At 52.6% G+C, this 16,426-nt stretch carries 13 protein-coding genes; 12 read left to right on the plus strand and 1 reads right to left on the minus strand.

Annotated features, from left to right (window positions below; all coding sequences use genetic code 11):
* Nucleotides 1-34 precede the first annotated feature (34 nt).
* The 12 genes from murB to ACSTTO_RS05275 all read left to right on the plus strand — a co-directional run bounded on the left by murB (nt 35) and on the right by ACSTTO_RS05275 (nt 14,515).
* Nucleotides 35-1,000, plus strand: coding sequence for a UDP-N-acetylmuramate dehydrogenase (gene murB, locus ACSTTO_RS05220; protein ID WP_439272080.1), 966 nt, complete (start codon nt 35-37; stop codon nt 998-1,000).
* A gap of 536 nt (nt 1,001-1,536) precedes the next feature.
* Nucleotides 1,537-2,463 (plus strand): D-alanine--D-alanine ligase, encoded by a 927-nt coding sequence (locus ACSTTO_RS05225; protein ID WP_439272081.1) that lies wholly within the window; start codon nt 1,537-1,539, stop codon nt 2,461-2,463.
* Nucleotides 2,451-3,380, plus strand: a complete 930-nt coding sequence (locus tag ACSTTO_RS05230) for a cell division protein FtsQ/DivIB (RefSeq protein WP_439272082.1) — start codon at nt 2,451-2,453, stop codon at nt 3,378-3,380. Before ACSTTO_RS05225 ends, ACSTTO_RS05230 begins: the two co-directional genes overlap by 13 nt.
* Nucleotides 3,377-4,699, plus strand: coding sequence for a cell division protein FtsA (gene ftsA, locus ACSTTO_RS05235; protein ID WP_439272083.1), 1,323 nt, complete (start codon nt 3,377-3,379; stop codon nt 4,697-4,699). Before ACSTTO_RS05230 ends, ftsA begins: the two co-directional genes overlap by 4 nt.
* A gap of 316 nt (nt 4,700-5,015) precedes the next feature.
* On the plus strand, nt 5,016-6,776 hold the full coding sequence (ftsZ, locus tag ACSTTO_RS05240) for a cell division protein FtsZ (RefSeq protein ID WP_439272084.1): 1,761 nt from the start codon (nt 5,016-5,018) through the stop codon (nt 6,774-6,776).
* 335 nt (nt 6,777-7,111) lie between these two features.
* The gene (lpxC, locus tag ACSTTO_RS05245) at nt 7,112-8,002 is read left to right on the plus strand and encodes a UDP-3-O-acyl-N-acetylglucosamine deacetylase (RefSeq protein WP_439272085.1); all 891 of its coding nucleotides are present in this window, start codon (nt 7,112-7,114) and stop codon (nt 8,000-8,002) included.
* 370 nt (nt 8,003-8,372) lie between these two features.
* Nucleotides 8,373-9,218: an outer membrane protein assembly factor BamD gene (locus tag ACSTTO_RS05250; protein ID WP_439272187.1), complete on the plus strand. Its 846-nt coding sequence runs from the start codon at nt 8,373-8,375 to the stop codon at nt 9,216-9,218.
* Between the two features lie 19 nt (nt 9,219-9,237).
* Complete coding sequence (gene recN, locus ACSTTO_RS05255) at nt 9,238-10,917, plus strand: DNA repair protein RecN (protein WP_439272188.1); 1,680 nt, start codon at nt 9,238-9,240, stop codon at nt 10,915-10,917.
* Nucleotides 10,918-10,978: 61 nt separating this feature from the next.
* Entirely contained in the window at nt 10,979-13,132 is a 2,154-nt protein-coding gene (gene ligA, locus ACSTTO_RS05260) for an NAD-dependent DNA ligase LigA (protein WP_439272086.1), read from the plus strand.
* Nucleotides 13,133-13,167: 35 nt separating this feature from the next.
* Nucleotides 13,168-13,359: a hypothetical protein gene (locus ACSTTO_RS05265; RefSeq protein WP_439272087.1), complete on the plus strand. Its 192-nt coding sequence runs from the start codon at nt 13,168-13,170 to the stop codon at nt 13,357-13,359.
* A 131-nt stretch (nt 13,360-13,490) separates the two neighbouring features.
* Entirely contained in the window at nt 13,491-14,219 is a 729-nt protein-coding gene (locus tag ACSTTO_RS05270) for an AzlC family ABC transporter permease (protein WP_439272189.1), read from the plus strand.
* The gene (locus ACSTTO_RS05275) at nt 14,216-14,515 is read left to right on the plus strand and encodes an AzlD family protein (RefSeq protein ID WP_439272088.1); all 300 of its coding nucleotides are present in this window, start codon (nt 14,216-14,218) and stop codon (nt 14,513-14,515) included. Before ACSTTO_RS05270 ends, ACSTTO_RS05275 begins: the two co-directional genes overlap by 4 nt.
* Nucleotides 14,516-14,581: 66 nt before the next feature.
* On the opposite strand, the gene ACSTTO_RS05280 is transcribed toward ACSTTO_RS05275, so the two are convergent.
* Nucleotides 14,582-16,405 (minus strand): aminopeptidase P family protein, encoded by a 1,824-nt coding sequence (locus ACSTTO_RS05280; protein ID WP_439272089.1) that lies wholly within the window; start codon nt 16,403-16,405, stop codon nt 14,582-14,584.
* Nucleotides 16,406-16,426: the final 21 nt, after the last annotated feature.

Below are 16,426 nucleotides of genomic sequence, written 5' to 3' on the forward strand. Positions count from 1 at the left end.
GAAGTCCGGATCGCTTTAAGAAAGAGTGTTGAATATGGCTGTAAAGCTCGATGGTGAGGCGCTGTTGGCGCGGCTTGAAAAACCTTTGGCGGCTGTGCGCGGACGCCTGACGCCCAATTCCGGCATGGATAAGATTACATGGTTTCGTGCCGGCGGCCCTGCAGAGGTTTTGTTTCAGCCGGCTGATGAAGAGGATCTGGCGGAATTTCTGAAAAATGTTCCGGAAGAAATTCCGGTAATGGTTGTTGGCATCGGTTCCAATCTTCTGGTGCGTGAGGGGGGGATACCGGGCTTTGTTATCCGCTTGTCTGCCAAGGGGTTTGGTGAGGTTGAGCGCGTATCGGATACATGTCTGCGTGCCGGTGCGGCCACACCGGATAAACGTGTGGCTGCTGCCGCGCTTGAGGCCGGTATTGCCGGTTTTCATTTTTATCATGGTATACCTGGCGGAATTGGCGGTGCATTGCGCATGAATGCCGGTGCAAACGGGGTGGAAACCTGTGAGCGTGTTGTGGAGGTGCGTGCGCTCGACCGTAAGGGTAATCTGCATATTCTGAGCAATGCGGATATGGGTTATGCCTATCGCCATTGTTCTGCGCCAAAAGATCTGATTTTTACCAGTGCCTTGTTTGAAGGTGTGCGTGGTGAACAGGCCGCTATCCGCGCAGCTATGGATGAGGTGCAGAACCATCGTGAAACTGTGCAGCCAATCCGAGAAAAAACCGGCGGTTCCACCTTTAAAAATCCGGCCGGCACATCATCCTGGAAGGAAATTGATAAGGCGGGTTGCCGTGGCCTGACAATCGGCGGTGCGCATATGTCAACAATGCATTGCAATTTTATGATCAATAGCGGCAATGCCACCGGCTATGATCTGGAATTACTGGGCGAGACTGTGCGCAATAAGGTGCGGGCAAATTCCGGTATCGAACTGCATTGGGAAATTCGCCGTCTTGGCCGGTTTATTGAAGGGCGCGAAATCAGCGAATTCCTCGATTGAGGTATTTTTGCCTGTTTTCCTGTAATTTTTATAATCTTGCTAAAATTTAAAAAAATGACTTTTATCACCGCCGCATTCCTGTTTCGCAGGGCGGCGGTGATTTGGTTTCGGCTTTTTGGAAAAGGTGGTTTCTGGGGTGATTTGCCCTTGTCAAGAGTCTAACCCTCGTATTTCTCTAAAATAAATTTTTAAGACAATAAATTGCTAAAAATTCTTAATAAATCAATGTGTTGTCTAAATAATGATTCGGTTTTTTGATTCGCAGCTTTTTGTAAGGGCTTGCCAGAGAATCAACTCTCTGATTCTTATAGGGAACAAGCGTTAGTGATTTGGGTCGGCAAGTTTCATTGCCTTGGGTTTCTGCGGAAAATGTTTCCGCCGGAGTGCCGGACGATTGTCTTGAAATGGCGGTTTCCGGATCGGGGTGCAGGAGCCAAAGGGGGAGAGCAGAATGTTTCGTATATCGTTTTGATATGCGTGAGCCGGCCGAAAGTTATTTTGAGTGTTTTTGTTGTTACAGAGGGGATGAGCTTCCGATGACAGGTAAACATGTTGCTGTCTTGATGGGTGGTTTTTCATCGGAGCGTCCGGTGAGTCTTTCCTCTGGTGCTGCCTGTGCAAAAGCACTTGAGGAGCAGGGCTATCGTGTGACGCGGGTGGATGTTGATCGCGATGTGGCTTCCGTTCTTGCTGAATTGAAGCCTGATGTTGCTTTTAACGCTCTGCATGGGCCTTTTGGTGAGGATGGCGCCGTTCAGGGCATTCTTGAATATTTACAAATTCCTTATACACATTCCGGTGTCATGGCTTCTGCTCTGGCGATGGATAAGGGGCGTGCAAAGCTTGTTGCCGCCGCTGCCGGAGTATCTGTTGCGCCATCGCGCGTGATGAATCGTTTTGACATTGGTGCTGAACATCCGATGCAGCCGCCCTATGTGGTGAAGCCCGTGCGCGAGGGTTCCAGTTTTGGTGTGGTGATTGTGCGTGAGGGGCAGGATGCGCCGCCGCAAATTCTTGGCTCGGATGAGTGGAAATATGGCGATGAGGTTTTGGTTGAACGCTATGTTGCCGGCCGTGAACTGACCTGCGCTGTTATGGGTGATCGTGCGCTTGGGGTGTGTGAGATTATTCCGCTGACGCATTCCTTTTATGATTATGATGCAAAATATGCTGATGGTGGTTCGCGGCATGAATGTCCTGCGAAAATTTCACCAAATATTTACCAAAAAATTCAAATAATGGCACTTCAGGCACATCAGGCAATCGGATGTCGCGGCGTGAGTCGTTCTGATTTCCGTTTTGATGAGAACGGCGCCGGCGATGGTGAGCTGATCTGGCTTGAAGTGAATACGCAGCCCGGCATGACGCCAACCTCCTTGGTGCCGGATATTGCCAGGGCTGAAGGATATTCATTCGGTGAGTTGTTGAGCTGGATGGTGGAGGATGCCTCGTGCATGCGTTAAAGGCGAGATATGACAGGGGTGATCGTGATGTGATGATGTCTCGTGCATCATCGCACGGTGCTTTTGTTTTGCCGCGTTTTCTGCGTAAGCCGTTTCGTGTTGCCTCGCGCCTGTTTGGCGGCGGGGTGCGGGTGCCGCGCTATGCCGGCACCTTTGGTCTGGTCGGATTTTTTGCCGCGACCGGCCTTTATGGCATGGTTGTTGGCAATCATACCCATGAGGTTGTCAAGGCGACTGCTTCAACGCTGGGCTTTGCTATCGAAAATGTGTCTGTTTCCGGCAATTATGAAACCTCCGAAATTGATATTCTTGAAAAACTTGGTCTGGATGGTGAGACCTCGCTGATTGGATTTAATGCTGATGATGCCCGCAAGGCGATTGAGGCCTTGCCATGGGTGGCCGGTGTTGAGATCCGTAAGGTTTATCCCGGGTCGGTTGTGGTGTCGCTGCGGGAGCGCAAGGCTTTTGCTGTCTGGCAATCCGGCCGTGATTTGTTGCTGGTGGATGAGAAGGGCGAGCCGATTGTGCCGCTTAATGGCGCACGCTATGCAACGCTGCCGCTGGTGGTGGGAGAGGGCGCGCAAAAGCGCGGCAAGGCTTTTATTGAAACGGTTGCCGCCTATCCTGATCTTGCGGCAAAAGTGCGTGCTTATGCGCGGGTATCTGACCGCCGCTGGGATCTGCTTTTTGATAATGGTGTGCGGGTTATGCTGCCGGAGCATGATGTGAAGCGGGCTCTGGCAGAAGTGGAGACATTGCAGCGCACCAAGAATATTCTCGGACGCGATATTCTCAGCCTTGATATGCGGCTGGATGATCGTGTGACGGTTCAGCTTACGCCAAGCGGTATGGAAAACCGTGAAAAAATGCTGAAAGACCGTGAAAAGGCTGCCAAGGCAGCGGGCAGGCGCGTATGAGTATCTGGGGATCCAAAAACAGTTCCGGTTCAGCATCAGGCAGCCGCCGCACGCGGCTTCTGACAGTGCTTGATGTCGGCTCATCCAAGGTTTCCTGTGTGATTGCACGGTTGCGGCCGCGTGATGAGAGTGCGTTTTTGCCCGGGCGTACACATCGCATGGAAGTGCTGGGTATCGGCTATCAAAAATCGCGCGGTGTAAAATCCGGTGTGGTGATTGATCTGGATGCTGCGGAACAGTCAATCCGTCTGGCTGTTGATGCGGCTGAGCGCATGGCCGGCCTGACGGTTGAATCCTTGATTGTGAATATTTCTTCAGGCCGCCTGAAAAGCGAAACATTCAATGCCAGCATTGATCTTGGCGGGCATGATGTTGAAAAAGCCGATATCCGCCGCGTGCTGGCAGCCGGCGCCAAACAGGCTTTGCAGGCAGAGCGCCATCTGGTGCACTCCCTGCCTATTGGCTATACGCTGGATAGTGAGCGCGGCATTCGTGATCCTTTGGGCATGCTTGGCGACAGTCTTGGCGTTGATATGCATGTGTTGACTGCTGATAGTGCGCCGCTGCGCAATCTGGAACTGTGCATTAACCGCTGTCACCTTTCCGTTGAGGCGATTGTTGCCACACCTTATGCAAGCGGCCTTGCGGCTTTGGTGGATGATGAAGCGGAAATGGGCGCAGCCTGCATTGATATGGGCGGCGGTACGACCACAATTTCTGTATTCTCGGAAGGAAAATTTATTCATGCAGATGCCATTGCTATTGGCGGCATGCATGTAACAATGGATGTGGCGCGCGGGTTCTCCACCCGTATGGAAGATGCTGAACGGCTCAAGGTCATGTATGGTTCGGCGCTGCCAAGTGCTGCCGATGACCGTGATCTTATCAGCGTGCCGCCGATCGGCGATGATGATCGCGATGTGCCAAACCAGTATCCGCGTTCAGTTCTCACCCGTATCATTCGTGCCCGTGTTGAAGAAACATTGGAGCTGGTTCGTGACCGGCTCAATGCATCGGGTCTTGGCCATATTGTTGGCAAGCGTGTTGTGCTGACAGGCGGTGCAAGCCAGTTGACGGGCATGCCGGAAGTGGCACGCCGTATTTTGGCGCGCAATGTACGTATCGGGCGTCCGCTGGGAATTGCCGGCCTGCCGGAATCGGCAAAAGGCGCGGCATTCTCGGCAACGGTTGGCCTGCTGATTTATCCGCAGGTGGCGGGTATTGAGGAGCGGTCGGTCCGGGCGGCCGCAGGAGGGCGGTTGATCGGCGCGGGCGGGCGTATATCCCGTGTTGGCCAATGGCTGAAAACAAGTTTCTGATCAGGGGGAATTCTTCCTGATTTTGTGTGAAGACAGGGTTTGCGTCAAAGCTTTTGAAGGTTTTGCGTAAGGTGTTTTTTAAAAAGGGGAACCGCCGTTTTCCTGAGCGTATTTTTGAGGGAAAACAGTTTTGAAACAAAGGTTTGAGATTTTTTTATTTCAAGCCGATAAGCCTCTGGGATTTTTGCCAAATCATGGTAAATGACCGGATAATTTCAAGATAATGCGGCCTGGTTCTCCGGGGTAAGTGTAAAAAAATAAATCAGAATACTGCACCGCGGCGGCAAAGCGGTGAAAGGCAAAAGGAACGAAACTGATGACAATTAATCTGCAAAAGCCGGATATCACCGAGCTGAAGCCGCGCATCACCGTTTTCGGTGTCGGCGGCGGTGGCGGTAATGCTGTCAACAATATGATCAATGCGGGTTTGCGCGGCGTGAATTTTGTCGTGGCCAATACGGATGCACAGGCGCTGACAATGTCCAAGTCGGAACGCATTATCCAGCTCGGCGCAGCCGTGACGGAAGGGTTGGGTGCAGGTTCCCAGCCGGAAGTCGGCCGTGCCGCTGCAGAAGAATGCATTGATGAAATCAACGATCATCTTAACGGCACGCATATGTGCTTTGTTACCGCCGGTATGGGTGGCGGTACCGGCACCGGCGCTGCACCGGTGGTTGCCCGCGCCGCGCGCGAAAAAGGTATTCTGACTGTTGGTGTTGTTACCAAGCCTTTCCACTTTGAAGGGCAGCGCCGCATGAAAACGGCGGATATGGGCATTGAAGAACTGCAGAAGAATGTTGATACGCTTATCGTCATTCCAAACCAGAATCTTTTCCGTATCGCTAATGACAAAACCACTTTTGCCGATGCCTTTGCAATGGCTGATCAGGTTTTGTATTCCGGTGTGGCCTGCATCACGGATCTGATGGTCAAAGAAGGTCTGATTAATCTCGACTTTGCTGATGTGCGCTCTGTCATGCGTGAAATGGGCAAGGCGATGATGGGGACCGGTGAGGCTTCCGGCGATGGCCGTGCAATTGCCGCCGCTGAAGCTGCCATTGCCAATCCGCTGCTGGATGAAACATCCATGCGCGGCGCGCGCGGCCTGTTGATCTCGATCACAGGCGGCCGTGATATGACCTTGTTTGAAGTTGACGAAGCTGCTACCCGTATCCGTGAGGAAGTTGATCAGGATGCAATGATCATTCTCGGTGCGACCTTTGATGAAGGTCTTGAGGGCGTGATCCGCGTTTCTGTCGTTGCTACCGGAATTGACAAGCAGATCGGAGATGCGGCGCCTGCGCCGCTGGAATTTCGCCAGCCGGCAAAACCAGTAGCCAAACCGGCAGTACAGCCAGCCGCTCAGGCTCCGGTTCAGCAGCCGGTTGCACAGGCCAAACCTGTTGAACAGCCGGTTGCCGCCCAGCCATCCCTGCATCTGGGCGAGGGGGAGCAGCACAGCTATACAGCGCCGGCTGCAACCAATGATGCCGGTTTTCAGCCGCAGAGCCGGATCTTTCAGGCTCCTGCACCGGAAATGATGGAAATGCGCCAGCAGGCGCAAGCGCCGCGCCCGCAAATGCAGGCTCCGCTCCAGCCGCAACTGCAGCAGGCTGCCCATAATCTTGCACCGCAGCCGCAGTTCCAGCCGCAGCAGCATGCTGATCCTGTTCTGGCTCCGCAGCCGCCACGTCAGGCGCCGCGCATGCCCAGCGTTTCAGATTTTCCGCCGGTTATTCAGGCAGAAATGAATGCACGCCGTGCGCCAATGGCACAGTCTGCCCCGGCGCATGAAGAACGCGGCCCGCTTGGCCTTCTGCGCCGGCTGACAGCCAGCCTGTCACGCCGTGAAGAAGAACAGCCTACAGCCCGTCTGGAACCGGCACAAAAGCGTGAAATGCCGGCAGCACCAATGCAGGCATGTGCTCCGGAGCCGCGCCGTCCATTGTCTCAGGATGCATCAATCTATGCACCGCGCAGCGGTCAGCTTGATGGTCAGGGACGTGCGCAGCCGCGTATGGCTTCCGATGACGACCAGCTGGAAATTCCGGCCTTCCTGCGCCGTCAGGCCAATTGATGAAAAGTGAATATGGTCTCCCGAAGTGTCTGATCGTTTCGGGAGACAGGAACTGAAGACGATAACAGGCTTTTTCGCATGTTTGAAATGAGGAAAAGCTCTGCCCTTTTGCTTTTATTTGCACCGTGTTCTTTTTAAAAAGGGCGCGGTGCTTTTTTATGGATTGCAAGGTTGAGATGACAGGCGGCAAATTTTATATAGTGTCTGATTTTATATTTTGTCCGGCCGGATTTTTTGCATCGGCCTGATTAGTGTCAAAAGAATGCAATATCAGACGGATATTGGACAGATTGATAAATTGAAGCCGGTTGTGCCGGAAAATTATTGGAAATCAGATGACAAAAATGCAGCAGACACTGGCTGAACCTGTTTTTCTTTCTGGTTTTGGCGTTCATGGCGGCAAGCCGGTTGAATTGCAAATCAGTCCGGCAGCGGTTGATAACGGGATTGTCTTTATCCGTGATGACGGAGAGGGGCGGCGGCAGGTAATACCGGCGCTGTCCTCGCAGCTTGGTTCAACCATGTTGAATACATCTGTCGGCCCTGCAGATTTTGGCATCAGCACAATCGAGCATCTTATGGCGGCAGTCACGGCTGCCGGTATTGATAATCTTATTGTTGAAATTAACGGACCGGAAGTGCCGATTTTGGGCGGCGGTTCGGCTGAATTTATGGCGGCATTTGCAGAAGCCGGTTTGTCAGAGCAGAACAAGGCGCGCAATATATTGACGGTTTTGCAGCCGGTGCGGGTGGAAGACGGGCAGAGCTGGGCAGAGCTGCGCCCCTATAATGGCACGCGTTATGAGGTGGAGATTGATTTTCCTATAGCCGCCATTGGCCGCCAGTCTTTCAGCTTTGATCTCGATAGGGCTGTTTTTACCGCTGAAATTGCGCGGGCGCGGACATTCGGTTTTATGCGGGATGTGGAAAAATTGCGCTCTATGGGGCTTGCGCTTGGCTCATCGCTGGAAAATTCTATTGCTATTGGCGATGACGGGCAGGTTCTTAATCCGGAGGGGCTTTATTATCCGGATGAATTTGTGCGCCATAAATTGCTGGATAGCGTTGGGGATCTGGCTTTGGCCGGTTATCGTTTCAGGGGGCTGTTCCGCTCTTATCGCGGCGGACACAAGCTTAATGCGGCACTGGTAAAGGCGCTTCTGGAGCGGGAAGAACATTTTCGTCTTGAGGTACAGGAGCAGAGCCCGCAAAATCCTCCAAATTAAAAGAAAATATAGCAAAAGACACGGTCTTGCACCGGATGATTCTTTCGCCCAGCCTGTCATCAGCCATAATTGAGCCGCGAAGACATGCAGTTTAAACATTGAACAAAGCGTGTGAGGCTGGTTTGTGCGGGTATTTTATGCTTAAAAGCCATAAAGGTGAAAAAAGACGTTGCCGGCAGGCATTGCAGTCTCGCTGCAGTACGAATAAACTTGTATAAACATTGCCGATTGTTCTCAGCTATGGTTTATGAACCCTCTGACACAGGAATGATTTGCCCGTGATTTATGTTGCCGAAATACCGGAGACAGCATGACGATTTCTAAATTCCCAGATAATTCAGCCAAATTTTTTGATGCTGAGGGTTCTCAAATTTGCAAAATGACCAGGCGGGTTCTGGCTGCTGGTTCTGTTGTGTTGACTATGGCCGTTGCCGGCTGTGCTTCGGGCGATAAAGATGTTGATTTGACAAAATATGTCGAAAGCATTGATCCGGCAGACAAGCTGTATAATGAGGGGCTGGCCAATCTGGATGCGGGGCGCCTTGATGAAGCTGCGAAAAAATTTGCCGCAATTGACCGCCAGCATCCTTATACTGAATATGCGCGTAAAGCACTGGTGATGGCCGCTTTTACCAATTACCGTAAGGGTAATTATGAGGAGGCCATTTCCATGGCCAAGCGTTATAATACGCTTTATCCTACTTCTGATGAATCGGCCTATGCCTATTATATTATTGGTTTGAGCTATTTCCGCCAGATTCCGGATGTTACCCGTGATCAGGCGGCAAGCCGCCGTGCTATCGCCGCGATGCAGGAGGTGGTCGACCGCTTTCCTAAATCGGAATATGTGGAAGATGCCAAGACCAAAATCCGTTTTGCCCGTGACCAGCTGGCCGGTAAGGATATGCAGGTTGGCCGTTACTATCTGGAACGCAAGGAATATCTGGGCGCGATCAAGCGTTTCCGCAATGTGGTTGAGCAATATTCCAATACAAGGCAGGTGGAAGAGGCATTGGCACGGTTGGTGGAAGCCTACTATGCTCTGGGGCTGACCTCGGAAGCGCAGACCGCGGCGGCAGTGCTTGGCAAAAACTTCCCCGACAGCCCGTGGTATAAGGATTCTTACAAGCTCTTGCAGGGCGGTGGCCTTGAACCGCGTGAAAACAAGGGCTCCTGGCTCTCCAAAGCATCCGCGCTCATTACGGGCGGCGCTTGATTTTTCAATAAAGGCAGCCATGCTGGCGCAACTGTCGATCCGTGATATTGTTCTGATTGAGAAACTTGATATCGAGTTTCGTGAGGGTTTATCTGTGCTGACCGGTGAAACCGGTGCCGGTAAATCTATACTTCTGGACAGCCTGTCTCTGGCGCTTGGCGCCAGAGGCGATGCATCGCTTGTGCGTCATGGTGCAGATCAGGGGCAGGTGACAGCGGTTTTTGATGTAGGCATCAATCATCCTGCACGGCTTTTTCTCAGAGAGAATGAGATTGATGATGACGGCGATATTATTCTGCGCCGCGTGCAGAATAGTGATGGCCGTTCACGGGTATTTATCAATGATCAGGCGGCAAGTGTTGGCCTGTTGCGTGAGCTTGGCCGCCACTTGGTGGAAATTCATGGGCAGCATGATGACCGCGCGCTGATTGATACAGATCTGCACCGTATATTGCTGGATGCTTTTGGCGGGCTGGACGGCAAGGCCGGCCGGTTGCGTGTGCTGTATAAGCAATGGCGTGACAGTGAAAACGCTTTGGTGAAACACCGCGCCAAAGTGGAGGCTGCGGCACGTGAGGCAGATTATCTGCGCGCCTCGGCGGAGGAGCTTGATAAGCTTGATCCGCAAATTGGCGAAGAAGATGAACTGGCTGAAAAGCGCGCATTGATGATGAAATCTGAAAAAATTGCCGCCGATATCAGTGAGGCAAATGACCTGCTCTCAGGTCATGAATCGCCGGTGCCGATGCTGGCGGCACTGGTGCGCCGTCTGGAGCGCAAAATGCCGGAAGCGCCGCATTTGCTGGAACCGGTGATCAATGCAATTGATGAGGCGCTGGATCGTCTTGGCGATGCGCAAGGCGGGATTGATGCGGCCATGCGCGAGATTGATTTTGATCCGCGGGTACTGGAAAGCGTTGAGGAACGTCTTTTTGCCTTGCGTGCGGCATCGCGCAAATATTCTGTGCCGGTGGCGGATCTTGCTGCATTGCGTGACAAGATGGATGCGGATTTGCTTGATCTTGATGCCGGTGCGGAAAAGCTGGAATTGCTGGAAAAGCAGGCCGCTTCAATGCGTGCAGCCTATGATGCGGCGGCGGCAGACTTATCCAAAGAGCGCCGGCAGGCCGCCCAGGCCTTGACTGAGGCTGTGAGTGAGGAATTGCCGGCGCTGAAGCTGGAGCGCGCGGAATTTATTGTCAATCTCGAAACAGATGCGGAAAACCGTAATGCTGATGGTATTGATAATGTGGAATATTGGGTGCGCACCAATCCGGGCACCCGCGCAGGGCCGATGATGAAGGTGGCTTCAGGGGGGGAGCTGTCACGCTTTTTGCTGGCGCTTAAGGTTGCCCTTGCCGATCGCGGTTCAGCGCCGACACTGGTGTTTGACGAGATTGATACCGGTGTGGGCGGGGCTGTGGCCGATGCAATCGGCCAGCGTCTGGCGCGGCTTTCTGCCAATGTGCAGGTGTTGTCAGTTACCCATGCGCCGCAGGTTGCCGCACGGGCAAGCACGCATTTTCTGATTGCCAAGGCACCGGGGGAGAGTGAGCAGATGCGCACTTCTGTGCGCGTAATGGGGGCAGATGAGCGGCAGGAGGAAATTGCCCGCATGCTTGCCGGTGCCAGTGTAACCGATGAAGCCCGCGCTGCTGCCGAGCGTTTGCTGCGGGAAAACGCCATGCAACCGGTATAATTGAATATTTGATTTTTAACGCTGGTGTTATATTCAATCCGCAAACGGAGACGGGTTGACAATGAGCGAAATCAGCGTTGAAAATTTGACTGAAGAACAGGCGGCAGCCGAACTTGCGCAATTGGCAAAAGCCATTGCCAAACATGATTTCCTCTATAATACGCAGGATGCGCCGGTTATTTCTGATGCGGAATATGATGCATTGCGCCGCCGCAATCTGGCGATTGAACAACGTTTTCCCCATCTTGTCCGTGCAGATTCGCCATCGTTGAAAGTTGGCGCTGCGGTTTCTGAAAAATTTTCCAAAATTACCCATAATGTGCCGATGTTATCGCTGGATAATGCTTTCAGCGATGAGGATGTGGGGGAGTTTGTCGGCAGGATTTATCGTTTTCTTAAAATTATGCCCGGCACACCCCTTGGCATAACCGCAGAACCGAAAATTGACGGATTGTCGCTCTCGCTGCGTTATGAGCAGGGGCATTTGGTGAGTGCCGCCACGCGTGGTGACGGTTCGGTGGGGGAAAATGTCACCAATAATGCCCGCACAATCGCTGATATTCCGCAGGTTTTGAAGGGTGATGTGCCCGATGTGCTGGAGGTGCGCGGCGAGGTCTATATGAGTCATACTGATTTTGCGGCACTTAATGAAAAACAGGAAAAAGACGGCAAGCCCGTTTTTGCCAATCCGCGCAATGCGGCTGCGGGATCGCTGCGCCAGCTTGACAGCAAAATCACCGCCAGCCGCAAGCTGCGTTTTTTTGCCTATGCGTGGGGTGAGGTGAGCAAACTGCCGGCCGCAACACAAATGGGCATGGTGGAAAAGTTTCAATCCTACGGGTTTATTACCAATCCGCTGATGCGCCGTTTTGAGAGCGTGCCGCAACTGATTGCCCATTATCACGCTATTGAGGAGCAGCGCGCCACACTTGGCTATGATATTGATGGTGTTGTTTATAAGGTTGACGATTTGGGGCTGCAGCAGCGGCTTGGCTTTATCTCGCGCAGCCCGCGCTGGGCGATTGCGCATAAATTTGCCTCTGAGCGGGCTTTTACCATTCTCAAAGGGATTGATATTCAGGTTGGCCGTACCGGCGCTTTAACGCCTGTGGCACGGCTTGAGCCGGTTACGGTTGGCGGTGTGGTGGTGACCAATGCCACATTGCATAATGAGGATTATATTCGCGGGTTTGACCAGAAGGGCAATGTGTTGCGCGAGGGGCGCGATATCCGGGTTGGCGATACGGTGATTGTACAGCGTGCCGGCGATGTGATACCGCAGATTGTGGATATTGTGCCGGATAAACGCCCTGTGCAGAGCGTGGCTTATGAATTTCCGCGCCTTTGCCCTGTTTGCTCCAGCCATACGGCACGCGAGGAAGGCGAAGCCGTGCGCCGTTGCACCGGCGGGCTGATCTGCGAGGCGCAGGCAGTTGAGCGTATTCGTCATTTTGTATCACGCAACGCTTTTGATATTGAGGGGCTTGGCGAAAAACAGGTTGAGTTTTTCTTCAACGCTAAGGATGAAGCTTTAAAAATCCGCACACCGGCAGATATTTTTACGCTTGAAAGGCGGCAGGCAGCATCGCCGCTTAAAAAACTGGAGAATATTGAAGGTTTTGGCGCAACTTCCGTGCGCAAACTTTATGCGGCGATTAATGAAAGGCGGCAGATAGCTCTTGGCCGTTTTTTGTTTGCGCTTGGTATTCGCCATGTTGGTGAGGTTAATGCCAAAAAACTGGCACGTGCTTTTGGCTCTTATCAAAAATTGGCAGAGGTGGCACAGGCAGCTTGCGTACCGCAAGACAAGAGCGATAAGGGCAATGAAGCATGGTGTGAACTGACCAATGTGAAAGGCATTGGCACAATTGTTGCAGAAGCCATTGTGGATTTTTATCAGGAGCCGCATAACACAGATGTGCTCAAAGCTTTGCTTGCAGAGGTGACGCCGCTGGATGAGGTTTACGAAATTGTGAGCGGCTCACCCGTGGCGGGCAAGACAATTGTGTTTACCGGTTCGCTTGTGCGCATGTCGCGTGATGAGGCTAAGGCCATGGCCGAGCGTTATGGTGCAAAAGCGGCTGGATCTGTTTCAAAAAAGACCGATCTGGTGGTTGCAGGCCCCGGCGCCGGCTCAAAACTTGCCAAAGCCGCAGAACTGGGCATTAAAGTGATTGATGAAGATGCCTGGTTTGAATTGGTGGGGGCAGAATAGGGAGCCCGACAGCTGTTTGCGCGGGTGCTCAGGCGGTGCAGGAGCTGCCGCAGCGGGAGAAGAGCGGTGCAGAGGTGTTTGTGCCGCACTTGATTGGTTTTATGCATCAGCCTATTCCTAACCAGAGCGTGCTGCATTTCACTATAATCTTTACGCTTAATCCGGCAGCTGGCTGTTTGCCCGTCTGCGGTGATGCGTTGCGGAAAATTGGCATAATGATTTTGTGAGATCATTATCGAAAACCAGCATGGCAAGGGCTGTGCTGATAAAAATACTGGTCATGAAAATGGATGGATGCAATCCGGAAAATCTGGTGCAGGGGCAGACCTGTGCACCTGCCACCAATGTGGCATTGTTTATGGACGGCGTAAAACGCGCAATTCCAGTTACTTTGGCCAGCGCACCCTTTGGTCTGCTCTTTGGTGTTGTGGCTGTTGATAATGGCTTTAATGTCTGGGAATCGGTGCTGATGAGCGCCATGCTTTTTGCCGGTGCCAGCCAATTGGTGGGAATGGAGCTGTTTGGCCATCATGTGGCGCCATGGATGATTTTACTGTCAATTTTTGCGGTGAATTTCCGCCATGTGCTTTATTCCGCAGGCACCGGAAGGCTGATCAGGCATTTTACGCCATTGCAGCAGATTATTGCCTTTTTCTTTCTTACCGATGTGCAATATGCCGAGAGTGAGAAACGGGCTGAGCAGAAACTGCCGGTCAGCTTTATCTGGTATATGGGGCTGGCGGCACCGCTTTATATTATGTGGGTGATTGAAGCCTATCTTGGCGCAACTTTTGGCAGTCTTATCGGTGATCCCAAGGCTGTCGGCCTTGATATGTTGTTGCCGATCTATTTTCTTGGTCTGGTCATGGGATTTCGCAGCCGCGCCAATTGGCTGCCGGTTGTGGCTGCCAGCTCTGTGACATCTGTTGCGGCTTATTTCTGGATCGGGTCGCCATGGCATGTCAGCATTGGCGCAATTGGCGGCATTGTTGTGGCTGTACTTATTGCCAGGCCGCAATCAGGGCGTGAAAATGTGATTACACTGGATGATGAACCGGCTGCGGTTGCAAGGGAGGCGGCGCAATGAGCCTGACTGTATGGATTATTTTTGGCGCAGCCGTTTTAACCTATATTACCCGTATTGGCGGGCATCTTATTCTTTCACAATTTGCGCGCGTTCATTATCGGGTTGAAGCGGGGCTCAATGCCGTGCCTGCGGCTGTGCTGACCACGCTTGTTGCGCCTGCGGCTTTTAATGCCGGCTGGAAAGAGTTTGTTACTATGGCTGTATGCACAGTGGCGGCATTTCGCATTGGCATTATCCCGCTGTGTATTTTTGGCGGGGTGCTGATTGTGTTGCTGCGCCAATATATGCCTTATTAAAGCGTAAGATATAAGAATATATAAAACCGGCCTAATCGCCGGTTTTATATTTTGCACTGATGTGTTTTACAGGGTTTCTGTTGCGGCGATCAGCCAGTTTTTTTCTTCTTCTGTGCAATGGGGCAGCAGCTTGGCGCGGGTCTGCGCGTGATAATCATTCAGCCATGCCCGTTCATCTGTATTGAGCAGGCTTACATCAATCAAACGGCGGTCAATAGGACAGAAGGTGAGTGTTTCAAAACTATGCATGGCAATATCGCCGCCTTCGATCATTTCCGCTTCTTTGACAATGATCAGATTTTCAATACGGATGCCAAATTTGCCCGGACGGTAATAGCCAGGCTCATTGGACAGTATCATGCCGGCTTTGAGTTCCTGTGCGCCGCGTTTAGAGATGCTCTGCGGCCCTTCATGAACAGCGAGATAGGAGCCAACACCGTGGCCGGTGCCATGGGCATAATCAAAACCATGCTGCCACAATGCATTGCGGGCAAAGGCGTCAATATCCTGACCGCGGGTGCCGGCCGGAAAACGCAGGCGGGATAAGGCAATCATGCCCTTGAGCACAAGGGTGAAGGCTTTTTTCTCAAAATCCGGCACTTTGCCAATAGCAACCGTGCGGGTGATATCTGTGGTGCCGTCACGATATTGTGCACCAGAATCAATCAGATAAAGTTCACCTTCATTGAGTGTGCGGTTGGTTTGGGTATTCACGCGATAATGGATGACGGCGCCATCTGGCCCTGCACCGGAGATACTGTCAAAAGACAGGTCTTCCAATGGTTTCTGGAACATTTCCCCCACAGTGCGGCGGCTTTCCTCAAGTTGTTTGGCGGCGCTTATTTCATCCACACTGCCTGCGGGTTGCTTATCCAGCCATGTGAAAAATTTGACCATAGCCACGCCATCACGCTCATGGGCTGCGCGTGAGCCGTCAAGCTCGGCCTTGTTTTTGACAGCGCGGGGCAGGCGGGCAGGATCCGCGCCTTCCTTTACCGTGCCGCCGGCCGTGGTGATAAGATTGCGCAGCTTTTCTGCCGCCAAAGCCGGATCCAGCATAAAGACAGTGCCTTGTGCGGCTAAGCCCGTGAGCGTGCTTTCCATAAGATTGGGGGCAACAATTCTGGTGAGCTGGGTGAGGTAGGCCTCTGTCTCAATAGGTAATTTACGCTTGTCGATAAAAAGAATATGCTCGCCATTGGCGGCAATAAGCGCAAAACTTAAAGGCAAAGGGGTGTTGCTGACATCGCGGCCGCGAATATTGAATGCCCAGGCAACGGAAGACGGATCAGTAAGAATAGTGGCATCGGCACCGGCTTTGGCTACGGCTTCACTGAGAAGGCTGAGTTTGGCACGCGGCTCCTGCCCTGCATATTGCAGCGGCTGGATGGTTACCGGCTCCAGTGGTGCGGCCGGCTGATCTGTCCATATGAGATCAACAAGATTATCTTCTGTTTCCACCAGCTTTCCGCCCTGTGCTTCAAGCGCGGCTTTTAAAGCGCGGGTCTCAGCAATCGTGTGCAGCCAGGGATCTATGCCAATTGTCAGGCCTTTGCCATTTTGCTCCAGCCAGCTTGCAGGGGGATTGTCAACGAGGCTCTCAATCGTAAAAACTGCCGGATCAGTCTGGCTGCGCACCTGCAAAGTATAGCGGCCATCAACAAATATATAAGCTTTGTCCTGCAAAATCAGTGCAGCGCCGGCAGAACCGGTAAAACCGGTGAGCCAGCCAAGGCGCTGGGCGCGGGCAGGCACATATTCTCCCTGATGTTCATCAGGCCGCGGCACCAGAAAACCGTCAAGGCCGAGGCGGCTCATCTCTTCACGCAGTTTGGCAACGCGTGGCGCGCCGTTTGCAGGATTGCTGCTGACTTCAAAATTCTGAAACATACGATTTTAGATCCTGAAAAT

The sequence above is a fragment of the Pseudochrobactrum albidum genome (genome assembly GCF_051851455.1).
Taxonomy (GTDB): Bacteria; Pseudomonadota; Alphaproteobacteria; order Rhizobiales; family Rhizobiaceae; genus Pseudochrobactrum.

Excerpts from the sequence above, each read along its gene's own strand:
- murB (WP_439272080.1), top strand. The coding sequence starts at position 35 with ATGGCTGTAAAGCTCGATGGTGAGGCGCTGTTGGCGCGGCTTGAAAAA.
- ACSTTO_RS05225 (WP_439272081.1), top strand. The coding sequence starts at position 1,537 with ATGACAGGTAAACATGTTGCTGTCTTGATGGGTGGTTTTTCATCGGAG.
- ftsA (WP_439272083.1), top strand. The coding sequence starts at position 3,377 with ATGAGTATCTGGGGATCCAAAAACAGTTCCGGTTCAGCATCAGGCAGC.
- ftsZ (WP_439272084.1), top strand. The coding sequence starts at position 5,016 with ATGACAATTAATCTGCAAAAGCCGGATATCACCGAGCTGAAGCCGCGC.
- lpxC (WP_439272085.1), top strand. The coding sequence starts at position 7,112 with ATGACAAAAATGCAGCAGACACTGGCTGAACCTGTTTTTCTTTCTGGT.
- recN (WP_439272188.1), top strand. The coding sequence starts at position 9,238 with ATGCTGGCGCAACTGTCGATCCGTGATATTGTTCTGATTGAGAAACTT.
- ligA (WP_439272086.1), top strand. The coding sequence starts at position 10,979 with ATGAGCGAAATCAGCGTTGAAAATTTGACTGAAGAACAGGCGGCAGCC.
- ACSTTO_RS05270 (WP_439272189.1), top strand. The coding sequence starts at position 13,491 with ATGGACGGCGTAAAACGCGCAATTCCAGTTACTTTGGCCAGCGCACCC.
- ACSTTO_RS05275 (WP_439272088.1), top strand. The coding sequence starts at position 14,216 with ATGAGCCTGACTGTATGGATTATTTTTGGCGCAGCCGTTTTAACCTAT.
- ACSTTO_RS05280 (WP_439272089.1), bottom strand. The coding sequence starts at position 16,405 with ATGTTTCAGAATTTTGAAGTCAGCAGCAATCCTGCAAACGGCGCGCCA.